We start from the raw sequence: 14,611 nt of genomic DNA on the forward strand, positions 1-14,611 counted from the left end.
ACTTAGCCGGGGTCAGCCCGATTCGGCCCGGATGGCCGCAAAAGCGGAACTGACTGCGTCCACCGCGGTGCCGACGTCGTCAGTGTCAGTGCTCCAGTTGCTGACTGACACGCGCAGCACATCGCGGCCCTGCCAGTGTGACCCTGACATCCAGACCTTGCCGTCCTGGATGACCTTGGCTGTCACGGCCCGGGTGGTGGCATCGTCTCCGAAAGCGAGCGAAACCTGGGTGTAGTCCACAGCGTTCAGGACCTCGATGCCGTCCACCCGGTCCAGTCGCTCGGCGATCGAGGAAGCTGCTTCGGCCAGCCCGCTGACCTGCGCTGCCACGCCCTCCCGGCCCAGTGACCGGAGAGCGGCCCACACCGGAACACCGCGGCCGCGCCGGGAGAGCTCCGGCACTTTCTGGAACGGATCGCCAGGGCCTTCTGCGTCCTGGACCAGGTAGCTGGTGGTCAGTCCCATGGCACTGCGCAGCGCAAGGGAATCGTTAACCACTGCGATGCCGCAGTCGTACGGAACGTTGAGGGTCTTATGGGCATCGGTGCCCCACGAGTCAGCCGCGACCATGCCTTCAGTGAGGTAGGCCAATTCCGGGACGGCCGCCGCCCACAGGCCGAAGGCTCCGTCGATGTGGACCCAGGCGCCATGGCGCCGGGCTACCCGGATTGCGTCGTCGAACGGGTCGAAGGCTCCTGAATGCAGGTTCCCGGCCTGGAGGCAGACAAGGGCGGGCCCAGCACCCTCTGAGAGCAGCCTGTCCAACTCGATGGGAAGCAGCCTCCCCTGGGCATCAGCGGGCACCGCAGTGGGCGCGCCCAGGCCGAGGTAGCGCAGCCCCAGGTCGATGGTCTCGTGGCGTTCCTGCCCCGCAAAGCACCTGATCCGTGGTGCTCCTGACAGTCCGTCCCGGTCAAGATCCCAGCCTGCATCAGTCATCAGCCGCCATCGTGCGGCGGCCAGCCCGGTGAAGTTGGCCATGGTTGCGCCGGTGGTAAAGCCGACGTCAGCCTCCTCCGGCAGCCCCAGGAGCTGCAGCAGCCAGTGGCCGGCGGCTTCCTCGATGGCAGCCATGGCAGGTGTGGCGTAGCGCAGCCCTGAGTTCTGGTCCCAGGCGCTGACCAGCCAGTCCGCCGCCAGGGCCGCGGGAAGGGTGCCGCCGATCACCCAGCCGAAGAACCGGCCGGAAGGCATGGCCATCAGTCCAGGCTCTGCCTTGAGTGCGAGGTAGTCCACGACGTCGGCGGCGGGCATCCCCGCTTCCGGGAGGGGACCGCCGAAGTCAGCGGCCAGATCATGGGCTGTCACTCCGGGGCCGACGTGCCGGCCGGGCAGGCTCCCCAGCCAGTCACTGGCGTGGCGGGCCGCAGCGGACAATGCTGCCGAATACGGTTCAGCGCCTGCGGACATACCAGCATGCTACGCCTGCGCCGGACCAGGCACGAGGCCTCGCCCAGGACCGTCTGCCCGGAACGGAACCCGTCACGGGGTTCCCTCGTCCCTGGCGGCAGCGGGCGCGTCTTTGTCCTCAGCCGTGCGGATGGCCCAGGCTGCGTTGACGAGGCCGATATGGCTGAAAGCCTGTGGGAAATTTCCGAGCAGCTCGCTGCTGTCCGGGGCAACCTCTTCGGCCAGCAGGCCCAGATCGGTGGCGAATCCCGCGGCCCGTTCGAAAACGGTCCGGGCGCGCCGGTTCTGACCGGCCAGGGCCAGGGCATGGGCCAACCAGAAGGTGCACAGGAGGAACGTTCCTTCCTTCCCGGTGAGCCCGTCGTCGGCCTGATACCGGTACACCAGACCCCGGCTATCGGTGAGCCGGTCTTCGATGGCGTCGATCGTTGCCAGCATCTTGGGATCGTCGGCGGCCACGAACCCCACGATGGAGAGCATCAGCGCCGATGCGTCGAGGTCCTCTGAGCCGTAGGCCTGGGTGTAGGCGTGGGCTGTCTCGTTCCAGCCGTTCAAGAGGATGGAGCCAGCCAGCTGCGCCCGGGTCTGTATCCAGTACGGAACCCGCTCTTCCGCGTTCAGAATCCCGGCGAGGCTGATGGCCCGGTCAACGGCCACCCAGCACATCAGCTTTGAATGAAGGTAGTGCCTGGGTGCGCCGCGAACCTCCCAGATGCCCTGATCCGTGGACTGCCAACGCGATGCTGCAGCGTCGGCCGCATCGGCAAGGAAATGCCGCGTCCCGGGCTCCAGATCGTTGAGGTACTCAGGGAGGGCCGCGGCGGCGTCGAGGAGTTCGCCGTAGACGTCGAGCTGGCGCTGGTCCCAGGCGCCGTTGCCCACCCGCACCGGGGCGCTGTCGCACCAGCCCGGAAGATGGGCCAGTTCGCGTTCGGACAGGTCCCGTTCGCCACCGATGCCGTACATGATCTGCAGATCGTCGCCGTTGCTCAGCCGGCCGGCGGCTGCCGACGCGAGGAACTGGAAAAACTTCCCGGCTTCGTCCGGACACGCAGCCACCCACAACGCCTGCAGGGTCATGCTGGCGTCCCGGATCCAGGTGTACCGGTAGTCCCAGTTCCGGGTGCCGCCGACGACTTCGGGCAGGGACGTTGTCGGGGCCGCGACGATCGCGCCGGTCGGATAGAACGTCAGTGCCTGCAGAATCCTGCCGCTGGAAGCGACGAGGTCCTGCCAGGGTCCGTCGTAGCTCTGATGCAGCTGCGACCAACTGTCCCAGCCCTCCAGCGTGTCCTCCAGCCGGCGGGCGATCTCCTCCTGGCTCCAGAACGGCGGCGGTACTGGCCCGGCGTTCCGGTGGTGAAGGGCGAATCCCAGAACGTCACCGGTACGGAGGACCGGCTTCGCCTGCGCTTGGCCACCCTCGAAGTCGAAGGGGACCGGGGTGGAAAAGGCCATCACGTCGGCCCCGCCGTGGACGAAGATTCCGGTGGCCGTGTCCTCAAGGAGTGGCCGGACCAGGCCGTATTCCGGCCGCGGCGCGAACGTCACCTCCATCTCGACTTCGCCGTCGGTGCAGGCAACATGCCGCAGCAATGTTCCGGGAGCCCCCGCCCCGAGTTCGTGGCCCCGGCTCCCTTCACCCAGGACCAGGGCATCGGTGACTGTCACGGTTCCGGCGGCTGTGGTGTGGACCGTCTCGAGCACCATCGTCGGCCCGAGGTACCGGCGGGTCGAGGAATGTGGGGCCGCAGGCCGGATCGACCAGTAGCCTGCGTCGTCGCCCAGGATCCGTCCGAACACCGAGGGGCTGTCAAAACGGGGGAAACACAGCCAGTCCACCGAACCCGAGGCGCTCACTAGCGCGGCGGAGCGGCAATCAGAGAGAACGCCGTAGTTGGCGATGGGCTCGCTGGTCATGGGTACACCCTGCCTGATTCATTCAAGACGGTCCAGTGCGTCTTAAATGGCGTCGTGGACGTCGGATACGCGTAGGACACTAGGCGAAGTTGTCCTGCCAGACGTCATAGCCGAGCTTGATGATCAGGGCACCCACCACGAGCAGGAAAACAACCCTGATGAAGCGGCTCCCCTGCTTCACGGCGGTCCGTGCGCCGAGGTAGCCGCCCGCCATGTTGGCCAGGCCCAGCACCAGGCCGACACCCCACAACAGGGAGCCGTGCGGCAGGAAGAACAGCAGGGCACCGGCGTTCGTGGCCATGTTCACGATCTTGGCTTTGGCGCTGGCCTCCAGGAAGGCGTATCCCATGGCCGACACCAGGGCAATGATCAGGAAGGAACCCGTGCCCGGACCGATCAGCCCGTCGTAAAAGCCGATCACTGCCCCGATCAGGCAGGCCACCAGATAGTGGGTACGGCCGTCGTGGCGCAGCACCGTGATGTCCCCGACGTCAGGCTTGAGGGCAGTGAAAAGCGCGACGGCGACCAGCGCGGCCACGATGATGGGCTTGAAGACACTGGACGGAAGCGAAGCCGCCAAGACGGCGCCCCCGAAGCTGCCGGCCAGCGCGATCACCGCCATCGGCAGGGCAGTCCGGAGGTCCGGCCGAACGCGCCGGTAGTAGGTGACGGCACTGGTGGTAGTGCCGAAAATGGAGCCCATCTTGTTGGTGGCGAGGGCCTGGACAGGCGTGATGCCAGGCACCAGCAGCAGGGCGGGCAGCTGGAGCAGTCCGCCCCCGCCCACCACTGCGTCCACCCAGCCTGCAGCGAACCCAGCCACCACAATCAGGATGATCGTAGTGAGCTGGATCGACTCAAATCCCGAAACCACCTGCTTACAGCACGTCGGGCGTCAGCTGCTGTGGACGGCGTTGACCACATAGTCAACGGCCTTGTCCACTGCCACGTTTTCGGCGACTCCGGTGCGGCGGTCCTTAATCTCCACCACGCCGTCCACGAGTCCCCGGCCGACGGCGAGGATGGTGGGGACGCCGACCAGCTCGGCGTCGCCGAACTTCACGCCGGGGGAAACCTTCGGACGGTCGTCATAAATGACGTCCAGGCCTGCTGCTTCAAGCTCCGATGCCAGCTGCTCGGCGGCGGCGAAGATCTCCTCGCCGCGGCCGACCGCCACGATATGGACATCGGCCGGGGCGACGGCGCGGGGCCAGGTCAGGCCCTTCTCGTCGTGGTTCGACTCAGCCAGGGCCGCGACGGCCCGGGTGACGCCCACACCGTAGGAACCCATGGTGACCACTACCTGCTTGCCGTTCTGGTCGAGGACCTTCAGCTCAAGGGCTTCGGCGTACTTGCGGCCCAACTGGAAAATGTGGCCCATTTCGATCCCACGGGCGGTCTCCAGCGGTCCGGAGCCGTCCGGTGCGGGGTCCCCTTCACGAACTTCGGTGCATTCGATGACGCCGTCCCAGCTGAAGTCCCGTCCGGCCACGAGGCCAAAGACATGCTTGCCTGTTTCGTTGGCACCCGTAACCCAGGCGGTGCCGCTGACCACGCGGGGGTCCACGAGGTACAGCAGCTTGGTTGAGCCTTCGCTGCCCAGCAAGGGTTCATCCAGCGCCAGGCCCGGGCCAAGGTAGCCCTTGACGATGAGGGGGTGCTTCTTGAGGTCGTCCTCGTTGGCCGCTTCCAGTCCGATCTCTCCGGCGATGGGCAGGAAGGAGCCGATGTTGGCCTCCACCCGCTTGAGGTCCACTCCGCGGTCTCCGGGGACACCGATCACCACGATCTGGCGCTCACCGGTGGGCAGGGTGACCGCGAGCACCACGTTCTTGAGCGTGTCAGCGGCAGTCCAGGCGCCGCCGTCGGCCTCTGCGCGGGGAGCAAGCTGGTTGGCAGCCGCCACGAGCGTTTCAATGGTGGGGGTATCAGGGGTGTCCAGGACCTCGGCGGGCGCAGCCCCGGTGAAGTCGATCTCAGCAGGAACCACCGTGGTCACTGCCTCGACATTGGCGGCGTAACCCCCGGCTGAGCGCACGAACGTGTCCTCGCCGATCTCAGTGGGGTGCAGGAACTCCTCGCTCTTGGAGCCGCCCATGGCACCAGCCGTTGCGGCCACCGGAATCACTTCCAGGCCCAGGCGCTCAAAGATCCTGAGGTAGGCGCCGCGGTGCGCGGCGTAGCTGGCGTCCAGTCCGGCATCGTCCACGTCGAAGGAGTAGGAGTCCTTCATGATGAACTCGCGGCCGCGGAGGAGGCCGGCGCGGGGACGCGCCTCATCGCGATACTTGTTCTGGATCTGGTAGAGGCTCAGCGGCAGGTCCTTGTACGAGGAGTACAGGTCCTTGACCAGGAGGGTGAACATTTCCTCGTGCGTGGGGGCCAGCAGGTAATCGGCGCCCTTGCGGTCCTGCAGGCGGAAGAGGCCTTCGCCGTACTCGGTCCAGCGGTTGGTGACCTCATACGGCTCCCGCGGCAGCAGAGCCGGGAAGTGGACTTCCTGGGCGCCGATGGCGGCCATCTCCTCACGGATGACGGCCTCGACTTTCCGCAGGACACTGAGCCCCAGCGGCAGCCAGGTGTAGATGCCAGGTGCCGCACGGCGGATGTAACCGGCGCGGACCAGGAGCCGGTGGCTGGCGACCTCTGCGTCGACGGGATCTTCACGCAGGGTGCGCAGGAAAAGCTGGGACAGTCTTAGGACCACTGGTCGGTATCCGTTTCTGGGGAAGTGCTGCTTGGGAAAGCAGAGCCGGGCAAATCGTCTGGGTACTAATCTACCGGCAAGCGCACGTATCCCATGCGGAGCAATAGAGCCACGCCCGGGATGCAAAGCCCCTGGCCCCCATCGGGCTGGTCATCGCTTCCGGGCGTGGCTCCACGGCCATTGACGCCTTTGTTTCTGGTGAGGACTGGTGAGACCGCCCACGCCACTCCAGCGCATTAGGTCGAACCTATGCGATCACCGCCGCCTTGACAAGGGTTTTTTCCAATCGAAGGGTTATTGACGGCTGAAGTCACGAGGCATAGCTTTAATTCATCACCTGGTGAATTAAAACCGGGTTCCCCCGATGGAGGCATCCATGTCCCACGCAGCAGCTGCAACCAGTACCATCCCGGGGAGCAAGGCAGCCGTGGTGACAAGGGGCCTCCGTGTGACCAGGGGCAAGGTCCCTGTCCTGCGGGGGCTGGACTTTTCCATCCCCACGGGCCGGATCACCGGACTGCTGGGGCCCTCCGGCAGCGGCAAAACCACCCTGATGCGGGCCATCGTGGGAGTCCAGCGGTTGTCCTCCGGCTCCGTTGAAGTCCTGGGTCTCCCCGCGGGACATCCCACTCTCCGGCACCAGGTGGGATACGTCACCCAATCACCCAGCGTGTACCCCGACCTGACGGTGGAAGCCAACGTCAGGTATTTCGGCGCCATGCACAGCAAGGGCCGGGCCGAGGTGGCCGAGGCGATTGCCGCCGTCGGACTTGAAGCGCAGGCGAGGCAAAAAACCGCCGATCTGTCCGGCGGACAGCTTAGCCGTGTGTCACTGGCCTGTGCACTGGTTGCGCACCCCACACTCCTGGTACTGGACGAGCCCACCGTGGGCCTTGACCCAGTGCTCCGGGCTGACCTTTGGGAGCGTTTTCGGTCGATGGCCGAGTCCGGCACCACGCTGCTGGTTTCCAGCCATGTCATGGAGGAGGCAAGCCACTGCGGATCGCTCCTGCTGCTGAGGGAGGGCCTGCTGCTGGCCCAGCTGACGCCCCAGGAGCTGAGCCAGCGCGGGCACAGCGCAGACCTCGAAAGGGCTTTCCTGCTCATCATCCAGAACGCGGAAGACGGCAGTGCAGGGTCCCCGGGAACGGTACCTCCTCAGGCGGGCCAGGTTCCCGAAAGCCATTCGACTCCTGAAAGCCATCAAACCCCGGAAAGCACAGTGCGGTCATGAACCTGCTGATGATGCTGGCTACAACCAGGCGGGTCCTGGACCAGCTGCGGCACGACCACCGCAGTGTGGCGCTGATCCTGGTGGTGCCGGCCCTTCTGCTGACGGCCGTTTACTTTCTCTTCGAGAACGAGACGCTGCCACCGGGCGTACCCCGGACGTTCGACCGTGTGGGCCTGATGATGCTGGCCATCTTCCCGTTTGTCGTGATGTTCCTGGTCACGTCCATCACCATGCTTCGCGAGCGGACCTCCGGGACCTTGGAGCGGCTGCTGACTACCCCCATCCACAAGGCCGATCTGCTCTTCGGCTACGGGCTGGCGTTTTCCATCATGGCCGCCCTGCAGTCACTGGTTGCCACGGCCGTTGCCTACTGGATTTTCGGCCTGGATATCAAAGGAAGCCCCTGGCTGGTGGTCCTGATTGCTGTGATTAACGCGGTCCTGGGCGTCGCGTTGGGCCTGTTCTGTTCGGCCTTTGCCCGGACGGAGTTCCAGGCCGTGCAGTTCATGCCGGTGGTGGTGGTGCCGCAGATACTACTCTGCGGGCTCTTTGTTGCCCGCGACAGGATGAACGAGGTCCTGGAAGCCGTCTCGAACGTCCTGCCGCTCACGTTCTCGGTGGATGCACTGCAGGAGATTGCGGCCAACGCGGACGCCACCGGCCAGCTGTGGCAGGATGCCGTCGTCATGCTGGTCATCGTCCTGGGCGTGCTGGTGCTCGCTTCCCTCACCCTGCGCCGGCGGACTGCATGACCGGAACCCAGCGTGTCGGGCACGCCGGCAAGGGAGCAACCAGCGCCCCGGGCCAGCGGACGGCATCCGGCCGGAGGGGCCGCCGGGGCGGGACCACGGAAACCCGGGCCCAGATCCTGGATACGGCACGCCGGTTGTTCGCGGAGCGCGGCTTCGACGGCACCACACTCCGGCAGGTAGCCCGCGAAGCCGGGGTGGACCCTGCCATGATCCACCACTTCTTCAAGGGCAAGGACGAACTGTTCGCCCGAAGCGTGGCCCTGCCGGCGGACCCGGCCCAGGTCCTTGAGGGCGTTGACCGCCATGATCCCGGGCATCGTGCCGAGGCGATCGTGTGGGCGGTGCTCCATCTCTGGGAGAGCCCCGCACAGCACAGCCTCGAGGCGTTTCTCCGGGGCGCCATCGGCTCGAAGGCAAAGACCCTGCTGCTGCGGGAAATGGTGACCCGGACCGTCCTCAGCCGAATCATGGCCGGAGTCCCGGGAGCGCCGGAGGAAGTGGCCACCCGAGCAAACCTCGTGGCAACGCAGATGGTAGGCCTGATGCTGGTCCGCTACGTGGTCAGGCTCGAACCCCTGGCGTCGGCCCCACCCGAGGACGTGGTGGCCCTCATTGCACCCAACGTCCAGCACTATCTGACGGGCGAGCTAAAAGTGATAGGGCTGTCAGCTACTTGATCTGGGCCCCCGCCTGATCCAACATCGCCCCGGCCCGTGAGATTGCGGCTTCTTCGGTCGCTCCACCCATCGAAATAACGCTAATCAGCACACTGTGGACGACAGCCTGCGCCGTGATGATTGACTGCTTCCGGCCATCGGGCAGGGTGGTGTCAGTCCGGTAGGCCAATGTCCCGGGGACCGAGCTGAGTCCGTCAATCGTGGTGAGCGCCACGTCGAGTTTTTTTCCTGCCGCCGTAATTGACATGTTCGCGCACTTGGATATCTCGCCCGCTTGGGCCATCCCCTTCGCCAGGAATGCGGGGTCCAGCCCGGAAGCCATGGACACGGTTGTGGTCGCTCCCTCGGCTGCGTCCATGCTGGTCCCCACCGCAACTGTAGCGCCGGCAACGGATGGTGCAGTGCCGGAGATGGCCATTTCCTGGCACTCCGCCGGTTCCACGGACATGGAGGAGAGAAGGGCTTTGGTCTGGTCCAGGGATCCGGTCAAGTCGGCGCTGGACATCACTGAGAGTTTGACTCCCTTTGCGTCCTTCAGCTGACCTACCAGAGCGCCCAGTTCATCGCTTGTATAGGACTTTGCTGGAGTCACGCTCGGCGAAGGCGTTTGGCTGGGCGAAGGCGTGGAGGCGGCAGATGTTTCGTTAGCCGGGTGTTGGGCCCCATTGTCTGTGGGAGCGCCGGCGCAGCCCGTGAGGCCGGTCATCAACAGAGCAGAGATTCCGATGGCGCGCGCCATGACCTTATTCAAGTGTTCCCCTGGGTTTAGTGGGGACAGCAGTCTGTCCCCTAAAAGAGAACTGTAGCGAAGGTACCCACTTCACAGAATCCGACTCGCTGGTACGAGGCCCTGGCACGCGAATTGAAGCCGTTGACGTAGAGGCTCGTGACTGGTGCGATCTTCCTGGCCTGTTCCACTACTGCAGCCATGTAGCCCGCGCTCAGGCCCTGCCCCCGGTAGAGGGGGTTCATCCACACTCCCTGGATTTGAGTCACCTCGGCCGTCACTGCTCCCAGCTCGGCCTTGAACACCACTTCCCCGGCCGAATTGAGGTGCACCAGCGAATGCCCTTGCCTGATCAGCCCCTCCACCCGGCGGCTGTAGAACTCCCTGCCGCCAAGGAAAGGCGAATAGCCCACTTCCTCTTCGAACATGGCGGCGCAGGCGGGGAGGATGCGGTCAAAATCGGCCAGCCGGCCAAGTGTCAGATCCTGGTTCGGTTCCACTGACGGGGGCCCGGCGATGGTCATCAGTGGCTGTTCAGACCGCACTTCGTGGGCCGCGTGGCCAAGCTCCTCCAGTTCGGCATGCAGGGCAAGGACAGGCTCCGCGGGACCAAAGGCGGAGGCATAGCGGCGGCCCGCACTGTTCGCAGCCGCGGCAACGGGACCGGCATAGGAAGGGTCCAGCTGGATCGGAACCAGGTTGGCTCCTGTCCAGCACGCCCCCACCAGGATGCCGTCGTCGAACACACCCAACACGCTGGCGCCGCCGCTGGTGGGACCGGCGGTACCGGCCGCGCGGAGGTGCGCCAGGATAAAGACGTTGGCTACCGGATCCTGCAGGGCAAGGCACCGGAGAGCGGGCGTGTCCGCCCCGCCCAGGGTCCTGACCAGCACCCCTGCGGAAGCGGGGCCTTCCTTATGAGACGCTAACCACGGGGCTACCCTTGACAGCATCTTCGCCATCGGCCTCCCCCATCTCTTCAGCGATACGCATGGCCTCTTCGATCAGTGTCTCAACAATCTGGCTCTCAGGCACAGTCTTAATGACTTCGCCCTTCACAAAGATCTGGCCCTTGCCGTTGCCTGATGCGACTCCAAGATCGGCTTCGCGGGCTTCGCCGGGTCCGTTGACCACGCAGCCCATAACAGCCACACGGAGCGGGATTTCCATACCCTCGAGGCCTGCAGTGACCTGTTCGGCCAGGGTGTAGACGTCCACCTGGGCCCGTCCGCATGACGGGCAGGAGACAATTTCCAGCTTGCGCGGGCGCAGGTTGAGCGACTGCAGGATCTGGTTGCCGACCTTGATCTCCTCCACTGGCGGGGCGGAGAGGGAAACCCGGATGGTGTCCCCGATGCCGCGCGAGAGCAGGGCTCCGAAGGCGGTGGCCGATTTGATGGTTCCCTGAAATGCCGGGCCGGCCTCGGTAACGCCGAGGTGCAGGGGCCAGTCACCCTTTTCTGCCAGCATTTCGTAGGCGGCCACCATGATGACGGGGTCGTTGTGTTTGACGGAGATCTTGAAGTCGTGGAATCCATGCTCCTCGAACAGGGAAGCCTCCCATACGGCCGATTCCACGAGTGCCTCAGGAGTGGCCTTGCCATACTTCTTCAAGATGCCCGGCTCGAGGGAGCCCGCATTCACGCCGATGCGGATGGACGTGCCATGGTCCTTGGCGGCCTTGGCGATTTCCTTGACCTGGTCATCGAATTTGCGGATGTTGCCGGGGTTGACCCGCACCGCGGCGCAACCTGCCTCAATGGCCGCAAACACGTACTTGGGCTGGAAGTGGATGTCCGCGATGACCGGGATCTGGGACTTGCGGGCAATGATGGGCAGCGCCTCGGCATCATCAGCTGACGGGCAGGCGACCCGCACGATGTCGCAGCCGGAGGCCGTGAGTTCGGCGATCTGCTGCAGGGTGGCGTTGATGTCCGTGGTGGGCGTGGTGGTCATGGACTGCACACTGATGGGCGAGTCCGAGCCCACTCCCACCGAACCGACCTTGATCTGGCGCGTCTTGCGGCGGGGGGCAAGGACGGGCGGCGGTGCTGACGGCATTCCCAGGCTGACCGAGGTCACGTGGACTCCTAGAGTTGGAAGGTGGATCTGTGAAGGAAGAGACCCGGGATCAGGACGCGTGCGCGGCGAGAATGCCGATCACGGGTGTCCACTCGGTGGTGCGGATACCCGCGATGGTCCCGGCGAGGGCGAAGGGATCCTGCTTGAGCAGTTCGTTCAGCTCAGACTCGTCCTGGGCCTTGAAGATCAGTAGGGCCCCTGCTCCATCACCATACGGTCCGCTGGTCAGCAGCCGGCCATCATCGGCAAGCCCGGAAAGCCAGGCGCGGTGTGCGGGGCGGTGCTCATCGCGGGCGGGTGCGGAATCGGCGGCGTAAACGTACTCAACGGCAAAAACAGTCATACCGCTACCCTATCGCCCTGGCTGCCTTCCTTCCCATCCGAAGAGCAGCCGGAACCGGGAACCACTCGCCAACTGGCGCTCAGCCAAGAAACAGCACTTTCACCGTGGCCGCGATACCTGCTGCCCACAGCATGGAAGTAAGCGTCCCGATAATGAACCGTTCGGCCGCCACCGGAGTTTCCTTCAGCTCCGCGAACCTGCCCAGGCCCTTGATGGCCACAACGTACGCGATAGCCACCGGCTGTCCGGCGAGGATGGCAAGGCAGACAGCCAGCCGCTCCAGGACGCCGATGATCGCCCCGCCGCGAAGGATCCGCTGGCCTGGATCAGCAGGCTGGCCTGGTCCGGACGACGGCGTCTGGCCGGCTTCGGCCGTCAGCTCGCCATCGATCATCTGGGCGGCGCCCGCTCCAACCCCGGTGGGGACGGCGTCCACCGTGACATCGGCCGACGGATCCTCCGCAGCTTTCCGTGCAGAATCGTCGCCTGAGGTGGCGGCGTCGGCTTTGTCGTCAATTGTCCTGGCCAGCTTGAACACGAGGGCGGTCACGGGCCAGCCCAGAAGTCCGGCCACCAGGAGGGCCCCCGTAATCCAGAGTGCGTTCACCGGTCTCCTTCTTTAGGTGTTCCAGCCGCCTCGACGCTCGCGGATGGAACGATTTGGGAGTGCGCATAATCCAGGAGCATCGCCGCTGCTGGCCTGGCAGCCCATTCTTCCTGCCAGCCGGACCTCAGCAGGGCACGGCTCACCGATTGTTCCGTTATTCCCAGTTCCTTGGCCACTTGCTTCTGACTGCCGTGCTTACCGCCGCTCCGCTGGATGCTGCGTAGCTGGTCAACAACCTTCCATTGGGCGTCGGTCCGTTCCAGGACGAGCCGCCCGATCAGGCGGAGCACAGCTTCGGCGTTGGCGCAGCTCCTGGCTCCTTCCTTGGCGTCGTGGGGTATATCCATTCCACGGCCGATACTGCCGGAGACCACTGACAATGGGACGTGGCCCGCCGCACTCTTGGCCTCGTCAACTGCCTTCCGGGCCGCGACGAAGCCGCTTCCGGTTCCCTCGCGTGGCGCGGCGGCGGCGGCAAGCCGTACGCTGCCGATACCGATTCCCACATACCAATGCCCGGCACGCAATGCATGGAGGGCGATATCCACTACCTCGTCGGGATCTCCCACCACGCCCTGGATTTCGTCGCCGACGGAGCGTTCAAAGACGGCCGAGGTGAGTCTGCGCAGTTGCGAGACGAGTTCGGGGACCCGGTCCACGTCCGTGCGGCTTCCGCGCTGGTCGATAGTCATGACGTACATGACATAAACCGTACGCGGCTGATATCAGATAATCAATCGTATTTGGCTGATAGGAAATAATCAGCCGAAAGCAGATGATATTGAGGTATCAGCCACCGAGGATTCTCCCGCCTTAACCGAACAGGTTCACGGGCTTCACGATGTCGGCGTATATCAACAGCGCGCTCATCCCCATCAGCAGGGCGGCCACCACATAGGTCACCGGGAGCAGCTTGGCAATATCGAAAGCGCCCGGATCAGGCCTGCCGAACAGCTTGGCCACGCGCCGCCGGGCACCTTCGTAAAGGGCGCCGGCGACATGGCCGCCGTCGAGCGGAAGCAGAGGGATGAGGTTGAAGACAGCCAACGCGAAATTAAGCCCGGCAAGCAGCCCCACCAGAGCGGCGAGCCTGGACTGCAGCGGTACTTGTTCCATCGCGGCAACTTCACCGGCTACGCGGCCCACGCCCACCACGCTGATCGGGCCGTTGGGATCACGTGGCTCCTCGCTGAAGGCAGCCTTCGCCACTCCCACCACGCGGGCGGGGAGGTTGAAGACAACCCCTGCTACCTGGCTGATGTTTTCCCCCGCCACGGGCAGGACGGACGACGCCGGCTGGGGCACCAGTGCCGTCTGCGCGCCGATGCCCAGGAAGCCGACGTCCTGGTACTGGAGGTTGCCGGCGTCGTCCTTTGCCTGGCGGCCGTCAGCTCCGATAACCGGCCGGGCGGACAACACCGGCGTGATAGTTGTGGTGACGGGTGCGCCGCCGCGTTCAACAGTGATGCTGACCTCCTTACCGGCCGAGGCGCGGATCCACTCCGTCAGCTGGTCCCAGGCCGTCACGGCTTTGCCGTCAAAGGAGGTGACCACGTCGTTGGGCTTGAGCCCTGCCGCCGCGGCCGGAGTCAGGTTGCAGTCCGGCGAATCGGGATCAACGGTCTGGCCCGCGGCCACCTGGCATTTGGAGACGTCGGAGATGGTCCTGGTTGCCGTGGCGACGCCAAAGCCCATCAGGAGGACAGCGGTGAGCACCACGCCGATCAGCAGGTTCATGGCCGGGCCGCCCAGCATCACAATGACTTTCTTCCAAACGGGCAGGCGGTAGAAGACGCGGTTCCCGTCGCCCGGTCCCACCTCCTCGTGGGCCAGGGACCTGGCTTCCGTGGCCAGGGTCTGGAACATGCCGGTGCTGGAGGGACGCACCGTTCCGTCTTCCTTGTTGGGCGGGTACATGCCGACCATGGAGACGTAGCCGCCGAGCGGAATGGCCTTGACCCCGTACTCGGTCTCACCCTTGCGTTTCGACCAAAGTGTGGGGCCGAAGCCGATCATGTACTTTGTGACGCGCACGTTGAAGAGCTTGGCTGGAACCAGGTGCCCCACTTCGTGCAGCGCGATGGACACGGCGATGCCGATCGCCACGAAAACGACACCGAGGACAAAAAGGAGAACGGGACTCATGGGTGGT

The 14,611-nt window shown here is 65.1% G+C and carries 14 protein-coding genes; 3 read left to right on the plus strand and 11 right to left on the minus strand.

The features are described 5' to 3' along the window. Positions 1–12 precede the first annotated feature (12 nt). The 4 genes from J7E83_RS00480 to J7E83_RS00495 all read right to left on the minus strand — a co-directional run bounded on the left by J7E83_RS00480 (position 13) and on the right by J7E83_RS00495 (position 6,037). A complete protein-coding gene (locus J7E83_RS00480) occupies positions 13–1,410 on the minus strand; it encodes a pyridoxal-dependent decarboxylase (protein WP_214958465.1) in 1,398 nt (465 codons plus the stop codon). Between the two features lie 72 nt (positions 1,411–1,482). Then, positions 1,483–3,330, minus strand: a complete 1,848-nt coding sequence (locus J7E83_RS00485; protein WP_214958466.1) for a glycoside hydrolase family 15 protein — start codon at positions 3,328–3,330, stop codon at positions 1,483–1,485. 79 nt (positions 3,331–3,409) lie between these two features. Then, positions 3,410–4,204 (minus strand): TSUP family transporter, encoded by a 795-nt coding sequence (locus J7E83_RS00490; RefSeq protein ID WP_214958467.1) that lies wholly within the window; start codon positions 4,202–4,204, stop codon positions 3,410–3,412. A gap of 21 nt (positions 4,205–4,225) precedes the next feature. Next, a complete protein-coding gene (locus J7E83_RS00495) occupies positions 4,226–6,037 on the minus strand; it encodes a proline--tRNA ligase (RefSeq protein WP_214958468.1) in 1,812 nt (603 codons plus the stop codon). 376 nt (positions 6,038–6,413) lie between these two features. Here J7E83_RS00495 and J7E83_RS00500 point away from each other — a divergent pair, with 376 nt between their 5' ends. From J7E83_RS00500 to J7E83_RS00510, 3 genes are read left to right on the plus strand one after another with little or no spacing between them, the layout of a single operon-like run. Further along, positions 6,414–7,271, plus strand: a complete 858-nt coding sequence (locus J7E83_RS00500; protein ID WP_214958469.1) for an ABC transporter ATP-binding protein — start codon at positions 6,414–6,416, stop codon at positions 7,269–7,271. An 8-nt stretch (positions 7,272–7,279) separates the two neighbouring features. Further along, entirely contained in the window at positions 7,280–8,023 is a 744-nt protein-coding gene (locus J7E83_RS00505; RefSeq protein WP_214958790.1) for an ABC transporter permease, read from the plus strand. Further along, complete coding sequence (locus J7E83_RS00510; protein ID WP_214958470.1) at positions 8,020–8,700, plus strand: TetR family transcriptional regulator; 681 nt, start codon at positions 8,020–8,022, stop codon at positions 8,698–8,700. Before J7E83_RS00505 ends, J7E83_RS00510 begins: the two co-directional genes overlap by 4 nt. Here the strand turns inward: J7E83_RS00510 and J7E83_RS00515 are convergent. From J7E83_RS00515 to J7E83_RS00545, 7 genes are all read right to left on the minus strand, one after another. Continuing rightward, positions 8,693–9,205, minus strand: coding sequence for a hypothetical protein (locus J7E83_RS00515; RefSeq protein ID WP_214958471.1), 513 nt, complete (start codon positions 9,203–9,205; stop codon positions 8,693–8,695). The two genes, J7E83_RS00510 and J7E83_RS00515, sit on opposite strands and share 8 nt — an antisense overlap. A gap of 284 nt (positions 9,206–9,489) precedes the next feature. Continuing rightward, entirely contained in the window at positions 9,490–10,380 is an 891-nt protein-coding gene (locus J7E83_RS00520) for a GNAT family N-acetyltransferase (RefSeq protein WP_214958791.1), read from the minus strand. Continuing rightward, positions 10,343–11,509 carry a flavodoxin-dependent (E)-4-hydroxy-3-methylbut-2-enyl-diphosphate synthase gene (gene ispG, locus J7E83_RS00525; RefSeq protein ID WP_078105708.1) on the minus strand — a complete coding sequence of 389 codons (1,167 nt, stop codon included), beginning with the start codon at positions 11,507–11,509 and terminating at the stop codon, positions 10,343–10,345. Before ispG ends, J7E83_RS00520 begins: the two co-directional genes overlap by 38 nt. A gap of 49 nt (positions 11,510–11,558) precedes the next feature. Next, a complete protein-coding gene (locus J7E83_RS00530) occupies positions 11,559–11,852 on the minus strand; it encodes a YciI family protein (RefSeq protein ID WP_214958472.1) in 294 nt (97 codons plus the stop codon). A 79-nt stretch (positions 11,853–11,931) separates the two neighbouring features. Further along, entirely contained in the window at positions 11,932–12,459 is a 528-nt protein-coding gene (locus tag J7E83_RS00535) for a hypothetical protein (protein WP_214958473.1), read from the minus strand. Next, entirely contained in the window at positions 12,456–13,160 is a 705-nt protein-coding gene (locus tag J7E83_RS00540; RefSeq protein ID WP_214958474.1) for a MarR family transcriptional regulator, read from the minus strand. The genes J7E83_RS00535 and J7E83_RS00540 overlap by 4 nt, the downstream gene beginning before the upstream one ends. A 112-nt stretch (positions 13,161–13,272) precedes the next feature. Continuing rightward, complete coding sequence (locus tag J7E83_RS00545) at positions 13,273–14,604, minus strand: RIP metalloprotease (protein WP_214958475.1); 1,332 nt, start codon at positions 14,602–14,604, stop codon at positions 13,273–13,275. Positions 14,605–14,611: the final 7 nt, after the last annotated feature.

Source organism: Arthrobacter sp. ISL-48 (genome assembly GCF_018613805.1).
Lineage (GTDB): Bacteria > Actinomycetota > Actinomycetes > Actinomycetales > Micrococcaceae > Arthrobacter.